Below are 20,703 nucleotides of genomic sequence, written 5' to 3'. Positions count from 1 at the left end.
AGACCATGCCACGCCCACTCGACCAGACTGATACCGATTTGAACGCTGAAAATCTGCTGCGCTTGCCAGCGGAGTTTGGCTGCCCGGTTTGGGTCTACGACGCACAGATCGTTCGCGAGAAGATCGCCGCTCTGCATCAGTTTGACGTGGTGCGCTTTGCTCAAAAGGCATGCTCCAATATTCACATTCTGCGCCTGATGCGTGAGCAGGGTGTTAAGGTGGATTCCGTTTCACTGGGCGAAATCGAGCGTGCGCTGGTGGCCGGGTTTGATCCGAAAGCCGATCCGGATGCGATCGTCTTTACCGCCGATGTGATCGACGATGCGACGCTTGCGCGCGTCCATGAATTGCAGATCCCGGTAAATGCCGGGTCTGTGGATATGCTTGAGCAGCTAGGCCAGGTTTCACCAGGTCATCGCGTCTGGTTACGCGTGAACCCGGGTTTTGGTCATGGTCATAGCCAAAAAACCAACACCGGCGGCGAAAACAGCAAACACGGTATCTGGTATGCCGATATGCCAGCCGCGCTTGACGTGTTGCAGCGTTATAACCTGAAGCTGGTCGGCATTCATATGCACATTGGCTCTGGCGTGGATTATGCTCATCTTGAGCAGGTCTGCGGGGCGATGGTGCGTCAGGTTGTCGATTTTGGTCAGGATCTGGAGGCCATCTCCGCTGGTGGCGGGCTTTCTATTCCTTACCGTGAAGGTGAAGAGGCGATCGATACCGATCACTATTACGGTCTGTGGAGCGCCGCGCGTGACCAGATCGCTGCGCATCTTGGTCACGCTGTGAAACTGGAAATTGAGCCGGGTCGTTTCCTGGTTGCCGAAGCCGGTGTGCTGGTGGCGCAGGTACGCAGTGTGAAAGAGATGGGATCACGCCATTTCGTGTTGATTGATGCCGGTTTTAACGATCTGATGCGTCCGTCCATGTACGGCAGCTATCACCACATAACGGCACTGGCTGCCGATGGTCGCGATTTAACGCACGCGCCGCGCCGTGAGACGGTCGTTGCGGGGCCGCTGTGTGAATCGGGTGACGTGTTCACTCAGCAGGAAGGTGGCAAAGTGGAAACCCGCGCGCTGCCAGAGGTCAAACCGGGCGATTATCTTGTACTGCACGATACCGGTGCCTACGGGGCTTCTATGTCATCTAACTACAATAGTCGCCCGCTGCTGCCGGAAGTGCTGTTTGATAACGGCAAGGCACGGCTGATCCGCCGTCGCCAGACCATTCAGGAACTGCTGGCGCTGGAACTCATTTGATTAAAGTACGGCCCCGTGGTGACCGAATCGCGAAGTACCAGCGTGCCGGTAAACGGCGGGATCGCATCGACAGGCTGGTTTTTTGCCAGCCTGATGGCCTGATCGATAGCGGTGACAATCATATTGTCGATAGGCAGATAAACCGATGAAAGTGCAGGTTCCAGCCATTTCGCGCTTGGGGCATCGTCAAAACCGAACAGCGAAATATCCTGCGGGATCTTAAGCCCCGCCTGGTGTAACGCTTTGGATGCACCCAGCGCCATATCATCGTTACAGGCAAACAGGGCGCTAAACGACACGCCATCGGCAATGAGCTCTTTACACAGCTCATATCCCCGCGTCATTCCCGCATCGCCATACTTTACCCGGCGTTCGTCCAGACGAATGCCGTGCTTTTCCAGCGCCTTACGGTAGCCCATCAGTCTCGCTTTCCCGGTTGGGGTATGGATCGGGACGGTGATACAGGCGATCTCCCGGTGACCCTGATTGATCAGGTAATCCACTGCCTTAAAGGCAGCATCCTGTTGTTCGAAGAACACGCAGCGATCCGGCGCCTGGCTGACTTCACGGTTGATAACCACCAGCGGGGTTTGCACGGTATTCATCAGTTTGATGATCGCTTTTTCGCTCATATAGCGCGTGTACAGCACAATGGCATCACATTTGCGATCGGCCAGCATCTGCACTGCCTGTTCTTCCTGCTCTGGTGCGTCGTGTCCATCCGTGACGATCAGCTGTTTCCCGTGGGTTTCGGTCTGCCGTGATGCCTGTTGCAGAAGGCGACCAAAGTAAAAACCATCGAAGGTTGAGACGACCAGACCAATGCTGTTGCTGGTCTGGTTAGCCAGTGAACGCGCGAGAAAGTTCGGGCGGTAGCCCAGCTCTTCCATCGCAGCAAACACCTGCTGACGCGTACTCTCTTTAACCTGACCTGTGCCGTTCAGTACGCGCGATACCGTGGCCTTCGACACGCCCGCACGCAGTGAGACATCCAGCATTGTTGCCATTCTACATTCCTGCTTCCACGTAATGGTCTGCAGTTTAACACAGACCTCGCAGCGTATAAGCGATGCGGGGGACGCAAAACTTCTGCCACGATCACGCTTTTTGGTAACGATCCGCCCGCCGACATAACGGCCTGCCCGCAGTCAACGAAAATGGCCGGGTTCTGGTAAAATAGTGTACAAACTGGCCGTGGGCATCAGGCCTGAGCATCGAACTGAAAAACACAGGTAAAACATGGATAAGGCTAACATTCTGCCGCTTTACGCCGCACCGCAGTATGCGGAGCAAGTGACCGACTGGATCTGGCACGCCTTTGGTGAGGGGCTTCCCCGGGCGTTTTTTCATAGCATTGTTGAGCACAGCCAGACGCCGGGTGCTTTGCCATTGACCTTTATTGCTGTGCAAAACGAACAGCTTCTCGGCACTGTGGGGCTCTGGCGTTGCGATCTGATCACCCGGCAGGATCTCTTCCCGTGGCTGGCGGCGTTGTACGTTGACGACGCGGCGCGTGGTAAAGGGTTAGCCGGGCAACTCCAGCAGCATGTTATGACCTATGCTGCTCAGGCCGGGTATCGCGAGCTGCATTTGTGGTCTGCCTGCCGTGACTTCTATGAACGTTACGGCTGGCAATATATTGGCGATGCACTGGAGTACCCGAATAAAACGGTACACCTTTATCGCTATTCCTCTCCTGCTTCTGCTGGCGATGCTACGGAGTGACGGCGCACTAAGGTCGGGCTGAAGAGATGGGTAATGTCCGGTGGCTGGCGTTTCTCAGCCAGGGCTAACGCCAGCTCTGCGGCCTGCGTTGCCATCGTGATGATAGGATAACGTACCGTGGTCAGGCGCGGGCGCACGTAGCGGGAGACCAGCACATCATCGAAACCAATGAGTGAAATTTCTGACGGCACCTCAATCCCGTTGTCATTTAGCACCCCCATTGCCCCGGCGGCCATGGAGTCGTTATAACAGGCAACGGCGGTGAAATTTCGTCCACGGCCAAGCAGCTCAGTCATAGTCTGCTCACCGCCGCTCTCATCCGGCTCACCGTAGGCTACCAGGCGGTCATTACACGGGAGACCGTTTTCGCGCAAGGCATCGTAGTAACCTTGTAGCCGATCTTCCGCATCAGAAATGGGGTGGTTTGAACAGAGATAACCAATTCGTGTGTGTCCCTGTTGAATCAGATGACGGGTCGCGAGCCAGGCACCATAGCGGTCGTCGAGCGCCACGCAGCGTTTTTCAAACCCAGGAATAATACGGTTGATGATCACCATGCCGGGGATCTGCTTCATCAGATGAATAAGTTCGGTATCGGGAAGCATTTTGGCGTGAACAACCAGCGCAGCGCAGCGGTGGCGGATAAGCTGTTCGATGGCCTGGCGTTCTTTTTGTTCATTATGGTAGCCATTACCGATCAGCAAAAAATTGCCTGTCTGATAAGACACTTGCTCCACCGCTTTAACCATCGCGCCGAAAAAGGGATCAGACACGTCACCCACAACCAGCCCAATGGTTTCAGTGGACTGCTGGGCCAGCGCGCGGGCATTGGCATTGGGATGGTAGTTCAGGGATTCCATGGCGTTTTGCACAGCCTGGCGTGATGCGTCACTGGCTTTTGGCGAGTCATTAATCACGCGCGAGACGGTTGCCACCGAAACTCCTGCCAGACGGGCCACATCCTTTATTGTCGCCATTAAATACCTTCTTAGTGGGGGTAAGCGTTTACACACCCGGTAGTGTTGCGGAAAAGTGGTGCGCATTCAAGGGGAGTGGATTTCAGTTCTCCACAAACGTGACGCAGCACAACCCTGACGGTGTAATCGTTACACGACCAGTCATGTCTGAATAATGTCAATCTGAACCTTTAGTTACACTTTGCCTCAGGCTGTTGCGATTGTCCGATAGCGAGGACGTGAAAGAGGTTGGTAGAGTTGAGATCCCAGAGGTATTGATTGGTGAGAATTCTTAGTACGGTTTCGTACTCATCTCTTGCACCAACCTGCGCGGATGCGCAGGTTTTTTTTCGCCTCCACTTTAGCTGTCGCTCCTGTATCACTTCTCGTGTAATCTGCCACCATTTACTATCAACCCTCCACACTGGCTGGCAAAGGGAGTTGAGATGCTATTTGGGTTCTTCCGTACACTATTCCGTATTCTTTTTCGAATCCGCGTCACTGGCGATGCCCAGGCGCTTCGCGGCGAACGCGTTCTTATCACACCAAACCATATTTCCTTTATAGATGGCATTTTACTGGCGCTGTTTTTGCCTGTGCGTCCGGTGTTTGCGGTTTATACCTCCATCAGCCAGCAGTGGTATATGCGTTGGCTCACACCGCTGATTGATTTCGTGCCGCTCGACCCGACTAAACCGATGATGATTAAACATCTGGTACGTCTGGTGGAGCAGGGGCGTCCGGTGGTCATCTTCCCTGAGGGACGCATCTCGGTGACGGGCTCGCTGATGAAAATCTACGACGGCGCGGGGTTTGTGGCGGCGAAGTCAAAAGCCACCGTGGTACCACTGCGTATTGAAGGGGCGGAGTTAACCCGCTTCAGCCGTCTTAAGGGACTGGTAAAGCAGCGCCTGTTCCCCAAAATAACGCTGCATATTCTGCCGCCGACCTCGTTACCGATGCCTGACGCACCGCGTGCCCGCGATCGTCGTAAAATCGCGGGTGAAATGCTGCACCAGATTATGATGGAAGCGCGTATGGCCGTTCGTCCGCGCGAAACGCTCTACGAGTCCCTCCTTTCCGCACAATACCGCTATGGGGCGAAGAAAAACTGTATCGAAGACATCAACTTTACCCCGGATACCTATCGCAAACTGCTGACTAAGACCCTGTTTGTGGGCCGCATTCTGGAAAAATACAGTAAGAAGGGTGAAAAAATTGGTCTGATGCTGCCTAACGCGGGCATCAGCGCTGCAGTGATTTTTGGTGCCGTTTCGCGTGGTCGTATACCGGCGATGATGAACTACACGGCGGGTGTGAAGGGGCTGACCAGCGCCATCACCGCCGCTCAGATTAAAACTGTTTTTACCTCTCGACAGTTCCTGGATAAAGGCAAGCTCTGGCATCTTCCCGAACAGCTCACCCAGGTGCGCTGGGTCTTCCTGGAAGATCTGAAAGCAGACGTGACCACTGGCGATAAGCTGTGGATTTTTGCGCACCTGCTGATGCCGCGTCTGGCGCAGGTCAAACAGCAGCCGGAAGATGATGCGATTATCCTATTTACCTCTGGTTCGGAAGGTAACCCCAAAGGTGTTGTCCACAGTCACAAGAGTATTCTGGCGAACGTCGAGCAGATCAAAAGCATTGCTGACTTTACTGCGAATGACCGTTTTATGTCGGCGCTACCGCTGTTCCACTCCTTTGGGCTGACGGTGGGGCTGTTTACGCCGCTGCTGACCGGTGCTGAAGTGTTCCTCTATCCAAGCCCGCTGCATTACCGCATTGTGCCGGAGCTGGTGTATGACCGTAACTGCACCGTCCTGTTCGGGACATCTACTTTCCTGGGTAACTATGCGCGTTTTGCCAACCCGTATGATTTTTATCGCGTGCGGTATGTGGTAGCTGGCGCAGAAAAGCTGCAGGAGAGCACGCGTCAAATCTGGCAGGACAAGTTTGGTTTGCGCATTCTTGAAGGCTATGGTGTGACCGAGTGCGCACCGGTGGTTTCGATTAACGTGCCGATGGCGGCAAAACCGGGTACGGTTGGCCGAATTCTGCCGGGGATGGATGCGCGCTTGTTGGCCGTGCCGGGCATTGAGGATGGTGGCCGTTTGCAATTGAAAGGGCCAAACGTGATGAACGGTTATCTGCGCGTGGAAAACCCGGGTGTGCTGGAAGCGCCGACGGCGGAAAACGTTAAGGGTGAGGTTGAAACGGGATGGTACGACACCGGCGATATTGTCCGTTTTGATGAACAAGGTTTTGTGCAGATCCAGGGGCGTGCAAAGCGCTTCGCCAAAATCGCCGGTGAAATGGTCTCTCTGGAAATGGTTGAGCAACTGGCGACGGCCGTCTCCGCCGATAAGATTCATGCGACCGTGGTGAAGAGTGATGCCAGCAAAGGTGAGGCGCTGGTGCTGTTTACCACTGACAGTGAGCTTAAGCGCGACAGGCTACTTAGCTATGCGCGTGAACATGGTATCCCTGAACTGGCGGTGCCGCGCGATATTCGCTACCTGAAGCAGCTCCCGGTGCTGGGGAGCGGGAAGCCCGATTTCGTGACCCTGAAACGCATGGTTGAAGAGGCGGAACAGCAAAATGCGTGAGTCAGTACACACTAACACATCGCTCAGATCAAAAGGCATGATGGCGGTCATCGCCGCGCAGTTTCTCTCTGCGTTCGGTGATAACGCGCTGCTGTTTGCCACTCTGGCGCTGCTGAAAGCCGAGTTTTATCCAGACTGGAGCCAGCCGATCCTGCAGATGGTGTTTGTGGGCGCTTACATTATCTTTGCCCCTTTTGTGGGGCAGGTGGCGGACAGTTTCCCGAAAGGCCGGGTGATGATGTTTGCTAACGGCCTGAAATTGCTGGGTGCCGCAAGCATTTGTTTTGGTTTTAATCCGTTCATTGGCTATACGCTGGTGGGCATTGGCGCTGCCGCTTACTCCCCGGCGAAATATGGCATCCTCGGGGAGCTGACAACGGGTGATAAGCTGGTGAAAGCCAATGGTCTGATGGAGTCTTCCACCATTGCGGCCATCCTGCTTGGCTCCGTTGCGGGTGGGGTGCTTGCCGACTGGCATGTGCTGGCCGCTCTGGGGGTCTGTGCGGTGGTGTATGGCGGGGCGGTTGTGGCTAACCTGTTTATCCCGAAGCTGCCAGTTGCACGCCCGGGACAATCCTGGCGCTTTAAGCCGATGACCGGCAGTTTCTTCAACGCCTGTCGCGTGCTGTGGCGTAACGGTGAAACGCGCTTCTCCCTGATGGGAACCAGTATGTTCTGGGGAGCGGGTGTCACGCTGCGCTTCCTGCTGGTGCTATGGGTGCCGGTGGCGCTGGGTATCACCGACAATGCGACTCCAACCTACCTTAATGCGATGGTCGCAATCGGGATTGTTGTTGGTGCGGGGGCGGCAGCGAAACTGGTGACGCTTGAGACGGTGGCGCGCTGTATGCCGGCAGGGATCCTTATTGGCGTAGTCGTGCTTATTTTCTCGCTGCAACACGCGCTATTGCCAGCTTATGCCCTCCTGATCCTGATTGGTATTCTGGGTGGATTCTTCGTGGTGCCGCTGAATGCGCTACTGCAGGAACGTGGCAAGCAAACTGTCGGTGCAGGCAACGCCATTGCGGTACAAAACCTGGGTGAAAACCTGGCGATGCTGTTGATGCTGGGACTTTACTCGCTGGCGGTAAAAGTGGGCGTGCCGGTGGTGGGGATTGGCGTCGGGTTTGGTGGGCTGTTTGCGCTGGCGATTGCTGGCTTGTGGATCTGGCAGCGTCGGCGTTGAGTTCTTTGCCGGGTCAGGCGAAGCCGCCACCCGGCAAAAGCGTCCAGCTATGGTGCCGGGTATGTATATACCTGATTCACCGCTTCAATCTCCGCTAACACCTCTTCACTCAGGTTCAGATGGAAACTCTCAATGTTGGTTTTCAACTGTTCCACAGTGGTCGCGCCCAGTAGGGTGCTCGCAACAAACGGCTGACGCCGTACGAAGGCCAGCGCCATCTGCGCCGGATCAAGACCGTGACGTTTCGCGATATCTACATAGGCTGCAACGGCTTTCTGCGTCTGCTCGCCGCTGTAGCGGGTAAAGCGGCTAAAGAGGGTATTACGCGCGCCAGCCGGTTTCGCGCCGTTCAGGTATTTCCCCGTCAGCGTGCCAAATCCAAGACAGGAATAGGCGAGCAGTTCCACTTCTTCATACTGCGTCACTTCGGCCAGTCCCACTTCATAGCTGCGATTAAGCAGGCTGTACGGATTCTGGATGGTGACGATACGCGGCAGATCGTGTTTATCCGCCAGGTGCAGGTAACGCATCACACCAAAGGCCGTTTCGTTAGATACGCCGATGTAGCGGATTTTACCCGCTCGCTGGCACTCGGTCAGCGCTTCCAGCGTTTCCAGTAGCGTAACGGCAGGGGCGCTCTCATTCCAGCTGTAGCCGAGTTTACCAAAGCAGTTTGTTGGACGCTGAGGCCAGTGAACCTGGTACAGGTCGAGATAATCTGTTTGCAGGCGCTTCAGGCTGGCATCGAGCGCGGCACGGATATTCTTGCGATCGAGGATCTGATTTGGACGGATCCCAGCATCGTTATTACGTGCGGGGCCGCTGACTTTCGACGCAATGACCAGCTTTTCACGGTTGCCACGTTTTGTCAGCCAGTTACCGACGTAGGTTTCGGTAAGCCCCTGTGTTTCCGGACGCGGGGGGACAGGGTACATCTCTGCGACATCAATCAGGTTAATCCCCTGGCTGACGGCATAATCGAGTTGCGCATGGGCATCGGCTTCGCTGTTTTGTTCACCAAATGTCATCGTGCCCAACCCCAATTGGCTTATCTCCAGAGAGCTGTGGGGGATACGGTGATAATGCATAGCCGGCTTCCTTCAATAGACATGTAGACCGCGTCAGGAACTTCCCGACAAAGGAATATAAACATGGCAGAGGGGAAGCAAAAGGGGAAGAAAAAAATCAAAAAGGCCAGCAAGCGACTGACCTCTCTCTGTTTATCGCTCGATAATTTGTGAGACTTCGTCGCGGTTGATCTGCATTTTATTGCCTTGCTGATCGCGATAGCTGACCAGACCGGTATCATCATCCACTTCAGGTTTTCCGTCGGTCAGGATCATCCGACCATCTTTTGTCGCCATGACGTAATCGCTGCTACAGCCCGATACTGCAAACGCTAAGCCGACTGCTGAAATTAACACTGCCCATTTTTTCATCGTTATCGTCCTCACCTGGCTGGTATCAAATCATAGTGTAGTATTAACCCGATATGCCGGCAGGAGGAAGCGGTAAAATCTTAAAAACCAGATGATTATGTTTGGGATCTCTCAAAATGAGTAAAAAACTATGTTTTTAGTAAAAAATGGCGTGCAAGCACTGCGCCGGTGAAATTCTTTTTGAGATAAAAGCCGCGCGGCAACGTCAGTATTGGCTCGCCCTGCGCACCGATCGCTTCGGTAAGCGCTTTACTGTTGGCTGCCTTCGGGCGCAGCTGTAACACTTCCCCGTGTCGGGCTGTGATGCGCTCTACCTGGCCAAGAACGATCATATCCATCAGTTCCTCCCAGTCCAGACGCAATTGATGCTCCTCCTCTTCATTCGGGCTCCAGAGCAGCGGTGCGCCAACGCGACGATCGGCCAGTGGAATGTGGCGTTCACCTTCAACCGGTACCCAAAGCACGCGTTTCAGCTTATGGCGAACGTGGCTGGTCTCCCATGTCACACCGGTATTGCCGGTTAATGGCGCAACGCAGACAAAGGTGGTCTCAAGTGGCTTCCCCTGGCTGTCTATGGGAATGGTTTTTAACTCTACGCCAAGAGCCGCAAAATCTTGCTCTGGTTTACTCCCCGCATTGGCACCCAGCCACAGTTCAAGCAGCATGCCCGTCCAGCCTTTATCCCGTTTCAGATCCTTCGGGATCGGAATCCCGGCCATTGCCGCCAGCTCGCCCAGCGAAAAGCCAGCCAGGCGTTGAGCCTGCTGGAGCAACTGGCCTTCGCTGGATGGAGGTGAAAGCAAGGGTGTAAGCGGATGCATGAAGATAACCTTTTGATTAAAAAATAAACGAAGAAATTGTCCCCTGTGGATAGAGTTTAACTTTTTCTGTACGAATATTCCATGTGTATGATTTATAGGTTTTTTTATTAGTTTGAAATCGTTTCATCTGAGAAGAAAAACCGGTTGTTCAAATCTGGTCACTGACAATGAACAGGATCTTACACCATGTTATCCACAGAAAAATGGGATAACTGGGCATAACCCTGACTACTGTTTCAATTTACAGCCTTGACGTGCGATGAAAATCGAATTTTCAGACAATTTGTGCCTAACTTATTGGCACAATCTGTGGATAAAACCGACGCTGTTCGATCTTTCATCAGCGCGACGATCCCTGATGTGATGATCGTCACGCTATTCTGTGTTTTGTTTGTGATGACACACTTAACTGCATGAAAATAATACCATTATATAATATTGATGAAAGCGGGACGCAGACGGGGATTGAGGTTGTTCATCGGTAATCAGACACTTTTTCACAACTATATCCACAGAAAAGGTGAATAAAAATCCCTTTGCAGACTCTTATCTGTTTATAACTCAGCACTTATTTGTGAGTTATTCAAATGTTATTAGGTTGCAGGCCTGTAAGAGAGTGGTTTACCGCCTCCCTGTAGTGTGAAACAATCATTCATATATAAGGTTTAGTTTGGGGTAGTCCGGTGATTGATGACGATGGCTACCGCCCGAACGTAGGAATAGTAATTTGTAATCGTCAGGGCCAGGTAATGTGGGCCCGGCGATATGGTCAGCACTCCTGGCAGTTCCCGCAAGGCGGGATCAATCCTGGAGAGTCCCCAGAACAAGCGATGTACCGGGAGCTTTTTGAAGAGGTCGGTTTAAGCCGAAAAGATGTTCGCATCCTGGCTTCGACCCGCAACTGGTTGCGTTACAAGTTACCGAAACGTTTGGTGCGTTGGGACACAAAGCCGGTTTGTATCGGCCAGAAACAGAAGTGGTTTCTGTTGCAGTTGGTGGGCAACGATTCAGACATCAATATGCAAACCAGCAGTACGCCGGAGTTTGATGGTTGGCGCTGGGTAAGCTATTGGTATCCTGTTCGTCAGGTCGTGTCATTTAAACGCGATGTTTACCGTAGGGTGATGAAAGAGTTCGCAAGTGTGGTAATGCAGCTTCAGGAGATCCCCCCTAAGCCGCAGAGCGCACCTGCCTGGCGACGTAAAAGAGGTTAAGCTACGCAAATCATGCTCACCCGCTTGCGAGAAATAGTCGAGAAGGTGGCCAGTGCTCCGCGTCTCAATGAGGCGCTGAACATTCTGGTCACTGACATCTGTCTTGCGATGGAGACCGAGGTCTGTTCGGTGTATCTGGCCGACCACGATCGGCGCTGCTATTACCTGATGGCGACCCGTGGTTTGAAAAAACCACGCGGACGCACCGTAACGCTCGCATTTGATGAAGGTATCGTGGGTCTGGTTGGGCGGCTGGCTGAACCTATCAACCTTGCCGACGCGCAAAAACATCCCAGCTTTAAATACATCCCTTCCGTAAAAGAAGAGCGCTTCCGCGCGTTTCTTGGCGTGCCGATTATCCAGCGTCGCCAGCTGCTTGGCGTGCTGGTTGTTCAGCAGCGCGAGCTGCGTCAGTACGATGAAAGCGAAGAGTCTTTCCTCGTCACGCTGGCCACGCAGATGGCTGCGATCCTCTCCCAGTCTCAGCTTGCCGCACTTTTCGGTCAGTATCGCCATACTCGCATTCGCGCCCTTCCTGCGTCGCCAGGTGTGGCGATTGCAGAAGGCTGGATGGACGCCACGCTACCGTTAATGGAGCAGGTTTACGAAGCCTCAACGCTTGATGAAGCGCTTGAGCGTGAGCGTCTTACTGCTGCGCTGGAAGAGGCGGCGAATGAATTTCGTCGTTACAGCAAACGCTTTGCCGCAGGTGCGCAAAAAGAGACGGCGGCCATTTTTGATCTCTATTCACACCTGCTTTCCGATGCGCGTTTGCGTCGCGAGCTTTTTGCGGAAGTGGATAAAGGCTCAGTCGCGGAGTGGGCCGTTAAAAAGGTTATCGAAAAATTTGCCGAGCAATTTGCGGCACTGACTGATGGTTACCTGAAAGAGCGGGCGGGAGATCTCCGAACCCTGGGACAACGACTGCTGTTCCATCTGGATGACACCATTCAGGGGCCAAATGCCTGGCCAAAACGGTTTGTGCTGGTCGCCGATGAACTCTCCGCGACGACGCTGGCTGAGCTGCCTCAGGACAGGCTGGCCGGTGTGGTAGTGCGCGATGGTGCCGCCAACTCACACGCTGCCATTATGGTGCGTGCACTGGGTATTCCTACCGTGATGGGCGCAGATATCCAGCCGTCAGTGCTGCATCGACGCACGCTGGTTGTCGATGGCTATCGCGGTGAGCTGTTGGTTGATCCTGAGCCGGTTCTGCTCCAGGAATACCAGCGTCTTATCAGTGAAGAGAACGAATTAAGCAAGCTGGCAGAAGATGACGTTAACCTGCCCGCACAGCTAAAGAGCGGTGAGCGGATCAAAGTTATGCTCAACGCCGGCTTAAGCCCTGAGCACGAAGAAAAGCTTGGCAGTCGCATTGATGGTATCGGCTTATACCGCACCGAAATCCCGTTCATGCTGCAAAGTGGGTTCCCCTCAGAAGAAGAGCAGGTTGCGCAGTATCAGGGAATGCTGCAGATGTTTAACGACAAACCTGTCACCCTGCGTACTCTGGATGTCGGCGCTGATAAACAGTTGCCCTATATGCCGATCAGCGAAGAGAACCCGTGTCTGGGCTGGCGCGGGATCCGTATTACGCTCGACCAGCCGGAGATCTTTCTGATCCAGGTGCGCGCCATGCTGCGCGCGAATGCCGCGACGGGCAATCTCAGCATTTTATTGCCGATGGTCACCAGCATTGATGAGATCGACGAATCACGGCGCTTGATCGAACGCGCTGGCCGTGAAGTCGAAGAGATGATTGGCTACGCGATCCCGAAACCGCGGATTGGGGTGATGCTCGAAGTGCCGTCTATGGTCTTCATGTTGCCGCAACTGGCCAACCGGGTTGATTTTATCTCTGTCGGCACGAACGACCTGACGCAATATATCCTGGCCGTCGACCGTAACAACACCCGTGTCGCCAGTATCTACGACAGCCTGCACCCGGCGATAATCCGCGCGTTAGCGATGATCGCTCGTGATGCGGAACAGTACGGGATTGATTTACGCCTGTGTGGTGAAATGGCCGGGGATTCAATGTGCGTCGCGATCCTGATTGGTCTGGGATACCGCCATCTGTCTATGAACGGTCGCGCCGTTGCACGTGTGAAGTACCTGTTGCGGCATATTGAAATCGACGATGCCCGAGAGCTGGCTGTACGCAGCCTGGAAGCGCAACTGGCTACTGAAGTCCGTCATCAGGTTGCTGCGTTTATGGAACGACGCGGTATGGGCGGCCTGATCCGCGGCGGCCGCTAATCATCTTTCTCCCTCTCCCTGTGGGAGGGGGCACCAGCGCGCATAAAACCCTATACACATCTTTTACATCTCTGGCGCATCCTCCGCGCCCGCCTTATGCTATGATTCGCAACTTTGGAGCCTCTGCTTACGGCAGAATCGCATTTCTACCGCTGTCCACTTTCAGCGGAATAACAACATCTTGTGGTGACAGATGAACAGTGGTTATCTGCATTTTCCGGAATTTGATCCGGTCATTTTCTCAGTAGGACCTGTTTCGCTTCACTGGTACGGTCTGATGTACCTGGTGGGCTTCATTTTTGCCATGTGGCTCGCTGGCCGCCGCGCCAGCCGTCCTGGCAGCGGCTGGACCAAAAACGAAGTTGAAAACCTGCTTTATGCGGGCTTCCTCGGCGTGTTCCTCGGTGGCCGTATTGGGTATGTGCTGTTCTATAACTTCCCGGTATTCCTGAACGATCCGCTCTATCTGTTCCGCGTGTGGGATGGTGGTATGTCTTTCCACGGCGGCCTGATCGGCGTGATTCTGGTGATGGTGATTTTTGCCAAACGCACCAAACGCAACTTCTTCCAGGTTTCAGATTTTATCGCACCGCTGATCCCGTTTGGTCTCGGTGCTGGCCGTCTGGGCAACTTTATCAACGGTGAACTGTGGGGGCGCGTTGACCCAAGCGTGCCATACACGATGCTCTTCCCGGGCTCCCGCGCAGAAGATATCGCGCTGCTGCCATCACACCCGGAGTGGCAGTCTATTTTCGATACCTATGGTGTGCTGCCGCGCCATATGTCTCAGCTTTACGAACTGGCGCTGGAAGGCGTGGTGCTGTTTATCATCCTGAATCTGTTTATCCGCAAACCGCGTCCGATGGGGGCTGTTTCTGGCCTGTTCCTGATTGGCTACGGTGCGTTCCGTATCATCGTCGAGTTCTTCCGTCAGCCAGATGCACAGTTTACCGGCGAGTGGGTGCAGTACATCAGCATGGGGCAAATTCTCTCCATTCCGATGATTGTCGCGGGTGCCATTATGATGATTTGGGCGTATCGTCGTCGTCCACAGCAACAAATTTCCTGAGGAACCATGAAACAGTATCTTGAATTGATGAAAAAAGTGCTCGATGAGGGCACGCCGAAAAACGACCGTACCGGTACCGGCACGCTCTCCATTTTTGGCCACCAGATGCGCTTCAATCTGCAAGAAGGCTTCCCTCTGGTGACGACAAAGCGCTGCCATCTGCGCTCGATCATTCATGAACTGCTCTGGTTTCTGCAAGGCGATACCAACGTTGCGTATCTGCACGAAAACAACGTCTCAATCTGGGACGAATGGGCAGACGAAAACGGCAATCTGGGCCCGGTTTACGGTAAACAGTGGCGCGCATGGCCAACGCCTGATGGCCGCCATATTGACCAGATCACCACCGTGATGAACCAGCTGAAAAACGATCCGGACTCGCGTCGTATTATCGTTTCCGCCTGGAACGTGGGGGAACTGGATAAAATGGCGCTGGCCCCGTGCCACGCGTTCTTCCAGTTCTACGTGGCAGACGGCAAGCTCTCCTGCCAGCTCTACCAGCGCTCCTGCGACGTGTTCCTCGGCCTGCCGTTTAACATTGCCAGCTATGCGCTGTTAGTCCACATGATGGCGCAGCAGTGCGACCTGGAAGTGGGCGATTTTGTCTGGACCGGTGGGGACACCCATCTTTACAGTAACCATATGGAACAGACGCATCTCCAGCTGACCCGCGAACCGCGTGCGCTGCCGAAGCTGATTATCAAACGCAAACCGGAGTCTATCTTCGACTACCGCTTTGATGATTTTGAGATTGAGGGTTACGACCCGCACCCTGGCATCAAAGCGCCCGTCGCTATCTGATGTAGCAAAGCGTGACACAACCGGTGCTTTTTAGCGCCGGTTTTTTTTCGCCTTCATCCCGTTTCACGAAGCGTTATCCAGAAAGCGTGCAACACGCTGCAACTCGGTCGATTCTCTGGATAACGACTCGGAAAACAGCAATCCGCTGCTCGTCACCTTCACGGCACTTCGCCACACTCCCGGTATGAAAAAAGAGAATGGTTTTACGCTTATCGAAACACTGGTAGCGATTTCGTTGATTGTCATCCTCAGCGCGTCAGGGTTATACGGCTGGGACAGCTGGCAACGACAGCAGCGGCTGTGGCAAACCGCCAGTCAGGTTCGCGATTACCTGGTGTTTCTGCGCAACAATGCCAACCGGCACAACCGCGACCATCAGGTAACCCTTCAGCGGATTGGAGGCAGAGACTGCCTGGTGAGCTCAGTTATGAAGAGTTGCGAGAAGGGGAGTCCCTTTGTGCTGATGCCACTCTGGCCTGAAGTCACGGTGAGTGAACTAACACCGTCATTAGGGTTTTATGGATTAAGAGATACGGCATGGGCAGGGCGGATACGCATACAAAGTCGAGCAGGAGAATGGCTGATTATTGTCTCAAATGGAGGACGCATCAGAATGTGCAAAAGTTCAGGGGACGGTTCATGTCAATGAGACAGCGCGGTTTCTCACTGATTGAAGTGCTGATTGCTACGGCGATCAGCAGCCTTTTGCTGGTAAGCGCATCGCGTTTTTTACCCGGGTTGCAGCGGGTTGTACTACTGCAATCCGGCCAGCGAGAGCTGGAAGAAGAGGTCTGGCAGCGCCTGTTCGCCCTCGGTAAACATCTTCAGCGCGCAGGATATTGTGCCGGAAACTGTCAGGGACAAGGGCTGGTGATTGGCAGGGAAGGGAGCTGTGCCATTGTACGGTGGGATGCTAACAGTAACGGCAATTGGGATAACACCGCATCAGAAAATGACAGCACCGGTTTTCGTCTGGAAGCAGGAGCGCTGGAAATGCTGCGTGGGGCAACTTCGTGTGAAGGAAAGGGATGGGAAAAGCTCACCGAACCGGACAAGCTTGTGATCCTGCACTTTATGGTACGTAAAGTTGAGCATGCCGGTTTTGCACCAGAGTTGAATATCGAACTGACCGCCAGTCGTAAAGGTGAGCATAGGGAGCCATATCAGGCTTTATATGGGGTCACGGGGTATAACTTGTGAACCGTCAACGCGGAATGTCTTCGCTGGCGTTGGTTTTGCTTTTACTGGTGCTCGGTACTCTGATCCTCACCGGTCTCAACCAACAACTCACAACGTTTAGTGCGCTCGTGGGTGATGAGAGCCGTTCACTCCAGCAGCAGGCGTCTGTGCAATCTGCACTTGAGTGGGGACGCGTTCAGGATTGGTCGTCAGAGCCCCAGATTCAGTGCAAAAAGGCATCGTCATGGCGAGTTTGTTTACGGCTATTAAGTGAGAAGGATGTTTTGCTTATTGCTGGAGTCAACGACCTGCAGCTCTGGCGCACAGGAGAGATAATCGACGGCAAGATTCGCTTCTCGCCTCACGGCTGGAGTGATTTTTGTCCGCTAAAGGGGAGTGTGTTATGCCTGTTGCCATGAACAAAGAAAGAGGGTTTAGCTTGGTTGAGGTTCTCCTGGCGATGATGCTGATGGTGATAATCGTGACCGCACTGTCAGGTTACCACCGGGCACTGGCGACGCGGTTCACCTTGTTTAGCCAATATCGTCAGCTCTGGCACCATGCCTGGAACCAGTCCCAGCTCTCAACAAATGCACTACCGGAAGGCTGGCAGGCCAACCGGGGGCAGACAACGCTCGCCGGATGTGTCAGCATCACGGTTACACTTATTTCTCCTCTGGGGCGACGCGGTGAGATAACGCGTCTGCATTGCCCGGTTAGCCAGTAGTCGGGAGCGTCTATGTTAAGGGTTTACCACTCAAATCGTCTGGATGTGCTGGAAGCACTGATGGAATATATCGTTGAGGGCGGGCGGCTTGACGATCCTTTTGAGCCTGAAATGGTGCTGGTGCAGAGCACCGGTATGGCACAGTGGCTGCAAATGTCGCTTTCCCGCAAATTTGGCATTGCCGCGAACATTGAGTTCCCACTACCCGCGAGCTTTATCTGGGAGATGTTTGTCCGCGTGTTGCCGGATATCCCGGAGCAAAGTGCGTTCAACAAGCAAAGCATGAGCTGGAAGCTGATGGCGTTGCTGCCGGAAATGCTTCAGCGCGATGAGTTCGCGATGCTGAACCACTATCTCAATGACGATACCGATAAACGCAAGCTGTTCCAGCTCGCGTCGCGTACCGCCGATCTCTACGATCAATATCTTGTTTATCGTTCTGACTGGTTAATTCGTTGGGAAGCAGGTGAGCTGGTGGAGGGGTTACCGGAGGCGCAAATCTGGCAGGCGCCACTATGGAAAGCGCTGGTGGAGCACACGGAGAAACTTGGCCAGCCTAAGTGGCACCGTGCCAATCTGTACGATCGGTTTATCTCCATACTTGAAAATACGTCGGAGCGACCAGCCCGACTGCCATCACGCGTGTTTATCTGTGGAATATCTGCATTACCCCCAGTCTATCTCAAGGCGTTGAATGCGCTGGGTAAACATATTGATATTCATATTTTGTTTACCAACCCTTGCCGGCAATATTGGGGGGATATCCTCGACCAACGCTGGCTTTCGCGGCTGGTGACTCGCCAACGAAAACGCCTTTTTGAAGAACGAACCATCCCGCTGTTTAAAGACGGCTCGACTGCCGGGCAACTTTTCGATGAAGAAGGTATCCAGAACCTGCCCAATCCGCTGCTTGCTTCGTGGGGGAAGCTGGGGCGTGATTACATTCACATGCTTTCTGATATCACTTCATCAGGTGAAGGCGACGTGGATGCCTTTGTTGAGATCTCCCCGGATAGCCTGCTGCATAATATTCAGTTAGATATTCTGGAGCTGGAGAACCGTGCCGTCATGGGTGTTACGGCGCAAGAGTTTGAACGCAGCGACAGGAAGCGGAGGCTGGATCCTGACGATCGCAGTGTCACCATCCACGTTTGCCACAGCCCGCAGCGCGAAGTTGAAATCCTTCATGACCAGCTGTTGCACATGCTGCAGGATGATCCTGAGCTGACGCCGCGCGATATCGTGGTGATGGTGGCGGATATCGACAATTACAGTCCCTTCATTCAGGCCGTTTTTGGCAGTGCGACGGGTGAACGATACCTGCCTTACGCTATCTCGGACCGCCGTGCCCGTCAGTCTCACCCGGCTTTGCAGGCCTTCATCACCCTGTTGTCACTGCCTGATAGTCGGTTTATCTCCGAAGATGTTCTGGCATTACTGGATGTTCCAGTTCTGGCTGCCCGCTTCAACATCAATGAAGAGGGGTTACGCTACCTTCGCCAGTGGGTGAACGAATCGGGTGTTCGCTGGGGGATCGATGACGATAACGTCCAGTCGTTCGGACTCCCCCCAACTGGGCAGCATACCTGGCGGTTTGGCCTGACACGTATGCTGTTGGGATATGCCATGGAAAGCAGTCAGGGGGAATGGAATGAGGTACTGCCTTACGATGAGACCAGTGGGTTAATTGCTGAACTGGTGGGGCATTTGGCTTCACTATTGATGCAGCTTAACCGCTGGAGAAGTGAGTTAATGCAACCGCGTACTCTGGAAGAATGGCTCCCGGTTTGCAGGGCATTGCTCAATGATTTCTTCCTGCCAGACAGTGACACTGAAGCCGCAATGGCGCTCATTGAAACGCAGTGGCAGGCTATCGTCGACGAGGGCGTGAATTCCCATTATCACGAAGAGATCCCCTTGTCACTGCTGAGGGATGAGTTGACGCAGCGGCTTGACCAGGAGCGAATCAGTCAGCGTTTCCTGGCGGGCCCGGTGAATATCTGCACCCTGATGCCAATGCGTTCTATCCCGTTCAAAGTGGTGTGTCTGCTTGGCATGAATGACGGTATTTATCCACGTGCACTGGCACCACTGGGATTTGATCTGATGAGTGCTAATCCAAAGCGGGGTGACCGTAGTCGTCGTGATGACGATCGCTATCTCTTCCTTGAAGCGCTCATTTCCGCCCAGAGTAAGCTCTATATCAGTTACATCGGCCGTTCAATTCAGGACAACAGTGAGCGTTTCCCTTCTGTTCTGGTGCAGGAGCTGGTGGATTATATCGGACAGAGCCACTACCTGCCGGGGGATGAAGAACGTAACTGCGATGAAAGTGACAAGCGGGTGAAAGCGCATATCACCTGTTGTCATAGCCGCATGCCGTTTGACCCGGTGAACTACGTGGTGAGTGAGCACCAGAGCTATGCTCACGAGTGGCTTCCTGCGGCGAAAAAAGAGGGAACTGCGCATACCGATTTCATTCAGGCGCTTGACCCTCGGCCCATTGACACACTGACATTTGAACAGCTTCAGCGGTTTTGGGCGCACCCGGTGCGGGCCTTTTTCCAGCAGCGATTACAGGTCAATTTCCGCTCTGAAGAGAACGAAATTCCCGATGCGGAGCCCTTTACGCTGGAAGGGCTGGAGCGCTATCAGTTAAACCTGCAGCTGTTGAATGCACTGGTTGATCAGGAAGATGCTGACAAACTTTTTCGCCGTTACCGCGCAGCAGGGCAATTGCCTTATGGGGCGTTTGGTGAAATTGTCTGGGAGGCGCAGTGCCATGAGATGACAGCGCTGGCCGAGCGCGTAAGGGAGTGTCGACAACCCGGTAAAAGCATTGAAATTGATCTCAACTGTAACGGCGTTCAGTTGACGGGTTGGCTAACCCAGGTTCAGCCGGACGGGCTGCTACGCTGGCGACCTTCTATGCTTAGCGTTTCACAAGGGTTGCAACTCTGGCTGGAACATCTTGTCTACAGTGCGATGGGTAATAAAGGCGAAAGCCGGATATTCGTGCGCAAAGAGGGCGAATGGCGCTTCCCGCCGATGGAGTCTGAACAGGCGTTACGTTATCTGTCTTTGTATATTGAGGGCTACCGTCAGGGCATGAACAAACCACTTTTGTTACTGCCTGAGAGTGGCGGTGCCTGGATAAAAGCCTGTTATGACGTACAGAATGATGCAATGTTAACGGATGAGGCGTCACTGCAGAAAGCGCGAAGTAAATTTATACAAGCCTATGAAGGAAACATGATGGTACGTGGCGAAGGTGAAGATGTCTGGTATCAGCGCTTATGGCGTACTCTTGAACCAGAGTACTTCGAGACGATCACGGAAGAGGCACTGCGTTACCTGTTACCGTTGTTCAAATTTAATCAGTCCTGAGTGTTGTATAAAAATTGCACAGGAAAGGGTGTTCATTTATGATGCACCTGTTATCACGGACTGATG

Annotated in this window: 18 protein-coding genes; 13 read left to right on the top strand and 5 right to left on the bottom strand. The window is 53.7% G+C overall.

Annotation, left to right across the window (positions count from 1 at the left end):
* Positions 1–5 precede the first annotated feature (5 nt).
* Positions 6–1,268 (top strand): diaminopimelate decarboxylase, encoded by a 1,263-nt coding sequence (gene lysA / locus LCD46_18255; protein ID UOY69979.1) that lies wholly within the window; start codon positions 6–8, stop codon positions 1,266–1,268.
* Here lysA and LCD46_18250 read toward each other — a convergent pair.
* Positions 1,238–2,275 carry a LacI family DNA-binding transcriptional regulator gene (locus LCD46_18250; GenBank protein ID UOY69978.1) on the bottom strand — a complete coding sequence of 346 codons (1,038 nt, stop codon included), beginning with the start codon at positions 2,273–2,275 and terminating at the stop codon, positions 1,238–1,240. The two genes, lysA and LCD46_18250, sit on opposite strands and share 31 nt — an antisense overlap.
* A gap of 232 nt (positions 2,276–2,507) precedes the next feature.
* Here LCD46_18250 and LCD46_18245 point away from each other — a divergent pair, with 232 nt between their 5' ends.
* Positions 2,508–2,993 (top strand): GNAT family N-acetyltransferase, encoded by a 486-nt coding sequence (locus LCD46_18245; protein UOY69977.1) that lies wholly within the window; start codon positions 2,508–2,510, stop codon positions 2,991–2,993.
* Here LCD46_18245 and galR read toward each other — a convergent pair.
* A complete protein-coding gene (gene galR, locus LCD46_18240; GenBank protein ID UOY69976.1) occupies positions 2,954–3,970 on the bottom strand; it encodes an HTH-type transcriptional regulator GalR in 1,017 nt (338 codons plus the stop codon). The genes LCD46_18245 and galR overlap by 40 nt on opposite strands.
* A gap of 425 nt (positions 3,971–4,395) precedes the next feature.
* Between galR and aas the strand changes: the two genes are divergently transcribed.
* Together aas and lplT are read left to right on the top strand one after the other, a co-directional pair.
* Positions 4,396–6,555, top strand: a complete 2,160-nt coding sequence (gene aas / locus LCD46_18235; GenBank protein ID UOY69975.1) for a bifunctional acyl-ACP--phospholipid O-acyltransferase/long-chain-fatty-acid--ACP ligase — start codon at positions 4,396–4,398, stop codon at positions 6,553–6,555.
* Positions 6,548–7,741 carry a lysophospholipid transporter LplT gene (gene lplT, locus LCD46_18230; GenBank protein ID UOY69974.1) on the top strand — a complete coding sequence of 398 codons (1,194 nt, stop codon included), beginning with the start codon at positions 6,548–6,550 and terminating at the stop codon, positions 7,739–7,741. The genes aas and lplT overlap by 8 nt, the downstream gene beginning before the upstream one ends.
* 47 nt (positions 7,742–7,788) lie before the next feature.
* On the opposite strand, the gene LCD46_18225 is transcribed toward lplT, so the two are convergent.
* The 3 genes from LCD46_18225 to mutH all read right to left on the bottom strand — a co-directional run bounded on the left by LCD46_18225 (position 7,789) and on the right by mutH (position 10,001).
* Positions 7,789–8,829 (bottom strand): NADP(H)-dependent aldo-keto reductase, encoded by a 1,041-nt coding sequence (locus LCD46_18225; GenBank protein ID UOY69973.1) that lies wholly within the window; start codon positions 8,827–8,829, stop codon positions 7,789–7,791.
* A 132-nt stretch (positions 8,830–8,961) separates the two neighbouring features.
* Positions 8,962–9,180 (bottom strand): YgdI/YgdR family lipoprotein, encoded by a 219-nt coding sequence (locus LCD46_18220; GenBank protein ID UOY69972.1) that lies wholly within the window; start codon positions 9,178–9,180, stop codon positions 8,962–8,964.
* Between the two features lie 128 nt (positions 9,181–9,308).
* On the bottom strand, positions 9,309–10,001 hold the full coding sequence (gene mutH, locus LCD46_18215; protein ID UOY69971.1) for a DNA mismatch repair endonuclease MutH: 693 nt from the start codon (positions 9,999–10,001) through the stop codon (positions 9,309–9,311).
* Between the two features lie 683 nt (positions 10,002–10,684).
* Here mutH and rppH point away from each other — a divergent pair.
* From rppH to recC, 9 genes are all read left to right on the top strand, one after another.
* Positions 10,685–11,215 (top strand): RNA pyrophosphohydrolase, encoded by a 531-nt coding sequence (gene rppH / locus LCD46_18210; protein ID UOY69970.1) that lies wholly within the window; start codon positions 10,685–10,687, stop codon positions 11,213–11,215.
* Positions 11,216–11,227: 12 nt separating this feature from the next.
* On the top strand, positions 11,228–13,474 hold the full coding sequence (gene ptsP, locus LCD46_18205; protein ID UOY69969.1) for a phosphoenolpyruvate--protein phosphotransferase: 2,247 nt from the start codon (positions 11,228–11,230) through the stop codon (positions 13,472–13,474).
* 193 nt (positions 13,475–13,667) lie between these two features.
* On the top strand, positions 13,668–14,543 hold the full coding sequence (lgt, locus tag LCD46_18200) for a prolipoprotein diacylglyceryl transferase (protein UOY69968.1): 876 nt from the start codon (positions 13,668–13,670) through the stop codon (positions 14,541–14,543).
* A gap of 6 nt (positions 14,544–14,549) precedes the next feature.
* On the top strand, positions 14,550–15,344 hold the full coding sequence (thyA, locus tag LCD46_18195; GenBank protein UOY69967.1) for a thymidylate synthase: 795 nt from the start codon (positions 14,550–14,552) through the stop codon (positions 15,342–15,344).
* A gap of 184 nt (positions 15,345–15,528) precedes the next feature.
* Entirely contained in the window at positions 15,529–15,993 is a 465-nt protein-coding gene (locus LCD46_18190) for a prepilin peptidase-dependent protein (GenBank protein UOY69966.1), read from the top strand.
* Complete coding sequence (locus LCD46_18185) at positions 15,984–16,544, top strand: prepilin peptidase-dependent protein (protein ID UOY69965.1); 561 nt, start codon at positions 15,984–15,986, stop codon at positions 16,542–16,544. Before LCD46_18190 ends, LCD46_18185 begins: the two co-directional genes overlap by 10 nt.
* A complete protein-coding gene (locus LCD46_18180; GenBank protein ID UOY69964.1) occupies positions 16,541–16,942 on the top strand; it encodes a DUF2509 family protein in 402 nt (133 codons plus the stop codon). Before LCD46_18185 ends, LCD46_18180 begins: the two co-directional genes overlap by 4 nt.
* The gene (locus LCD46_18175; GenBank protein UOY69963.1) at positions 16,927–17,250 is read left to right on the top strand and encodes a prepilin-type N-terminal cleavage/methylation domain-containing protein; all 324 of its coding nucleotides are present in this window, start codon (positions 16,927–16,929) and stop codon (positions 17,248–17,250) included. Before LCD46_18180 ends, LCD46_18175 begins: the two co-directional genes overlap by 16 nt.
* 12 nt (positions 17,251–17,262) lie before the next feature.
* Positions 17,263–20,637 (top strand): exodeoxyribonuclease V subunit gamma, encoded by a 3,375-nt coding sequence (recC, locus tag LCD46_18170; GenBank protein UOY69962.1) that lies wholly within the window; start codon positions 17,263–17,265, stop codon positions 20,635–20,637.
* Positions 20,638–20,703: the final 66 nt, after the last annotated feature.

Origin of the sequence: Enterobacter ludwigii (genome assembly GCA_023023105.1) — a bacterium.
Taxonomy (GTDB): domain Bacteria; phylum Pseudomonadota; class Gammaproteobacteria; order Enterobacterales; family Enterobacteriaceae; genus Enterobacter; species Enterobacter adelaidei.
Note: the sequence above shows the minus strand (reverse complement) of the source record. Positions and strands in the feature narration are given on the sequence as shown.

Bases quoted from the DNA above. Each gene is read 5' to 3' on its own strand.
- LCD46_18250 (UOY69978.1), bottom strand. From the start codon at position 2,275: ATGGCAACAATGCTGGATGTCTCACTGCGTGCGGGCGTGTCGAAGGCC.
- mutH (UOY69971.1), bottom strand. From the start codon at position 10,001: ATGCATCCGCTTACACCCTTGCTTTCACCTCCATCCAGCGAAGGCCAG.
- LCD46_18245 (UOY69977.1), top strand. From the start codon at position 2,508: ATGGATAAGGCTAACATTCTGCCGCTTTACGCCGCACCGCAGTATGCG.
- lplT (UOY69974.1), top strand. From the start codon at position 6,548: ATGCGTGAGTCAGTACACACTAACACATCGCTCAGATCAAAAGGCATG.
- recC (UOY69962.1), top strand. From the start codon at position 17,263: ATGTTAAGGGTTTACCACTCAAATCGTCTGGATGTGCTGGAAGCACTG.
- LCD46_18225 (UOY69973.1), bottom strand. From the start codon at position 8,829: ATGCATTATCACCGTATCCCCCACAGCTCTCTGGAGATAAGCCAATTG.
- ptsP (UOY69969.1), top strand. From the start codon at position 11,228: ATGCTCACCCGCTTGCGAGAAATAGTCGAGAAGGTGGCCAGTGCTCCG.
- lgt (UOY69968.1), top strand. From the start codon at position 13,668: ATGAACAGTGGTTATCTGCATTTTCCGGAATTTGATCCGGTCATTTTC.
- galR (UOY69976.1), bottom strand. From the start codon at position 3,970: ATGGCGACAATAAAGGATGTGGCCCGTCTGGCAGGAGTTTCGGTGGCA.
- aas (UOY69975.1), top strand. From the start codon at position 4,396: ATGCTATTTGGGTTCTTCCGTACACTATTCCGTATTCTTTTTCGAATC.
- lysA (UOY69979.1), top strand. From the start codon at position 6: ATGCCACGCCCACTCGACCAGACTGATACCGATTTGAACGCTGAAAAT.
- LCD46_18190 (UOY69966.1), top strand. From the start codon at position 15,529: ATGAAAAAAGAGAATGGTTTTACGCTTATCGAAACACTGGTAGCGATT.
- LCD46_18220 (UOY69972.1), bottom strand. From the start codon at position 9,180: ATGAAAAAATGGGCAGTGTTAATTTCAGCAGTCGGCTTAGCGTTTGCA.
- thyA (UOY69967.1), top strand. From the start codon at position 14,550: ATGAAACAGTATCTTGAATTGATGAAAAAAGTGCTCGATGAGGGCACG.
- LCD46_18175 (UOY69963.1), top strand. From the start codon at position 16,927: ATGCCTGTTGCCATGAACAAAGAAAGAGGGTTTAGCTTGGTTGAGGTT.
- LCD46_18185 (UOY69965.1), top strand. From the start codon at position 15,984: ATGTCAATGAGACAGCGCGGTTTCTCACTGATTGAAGTGCTGATTGCT.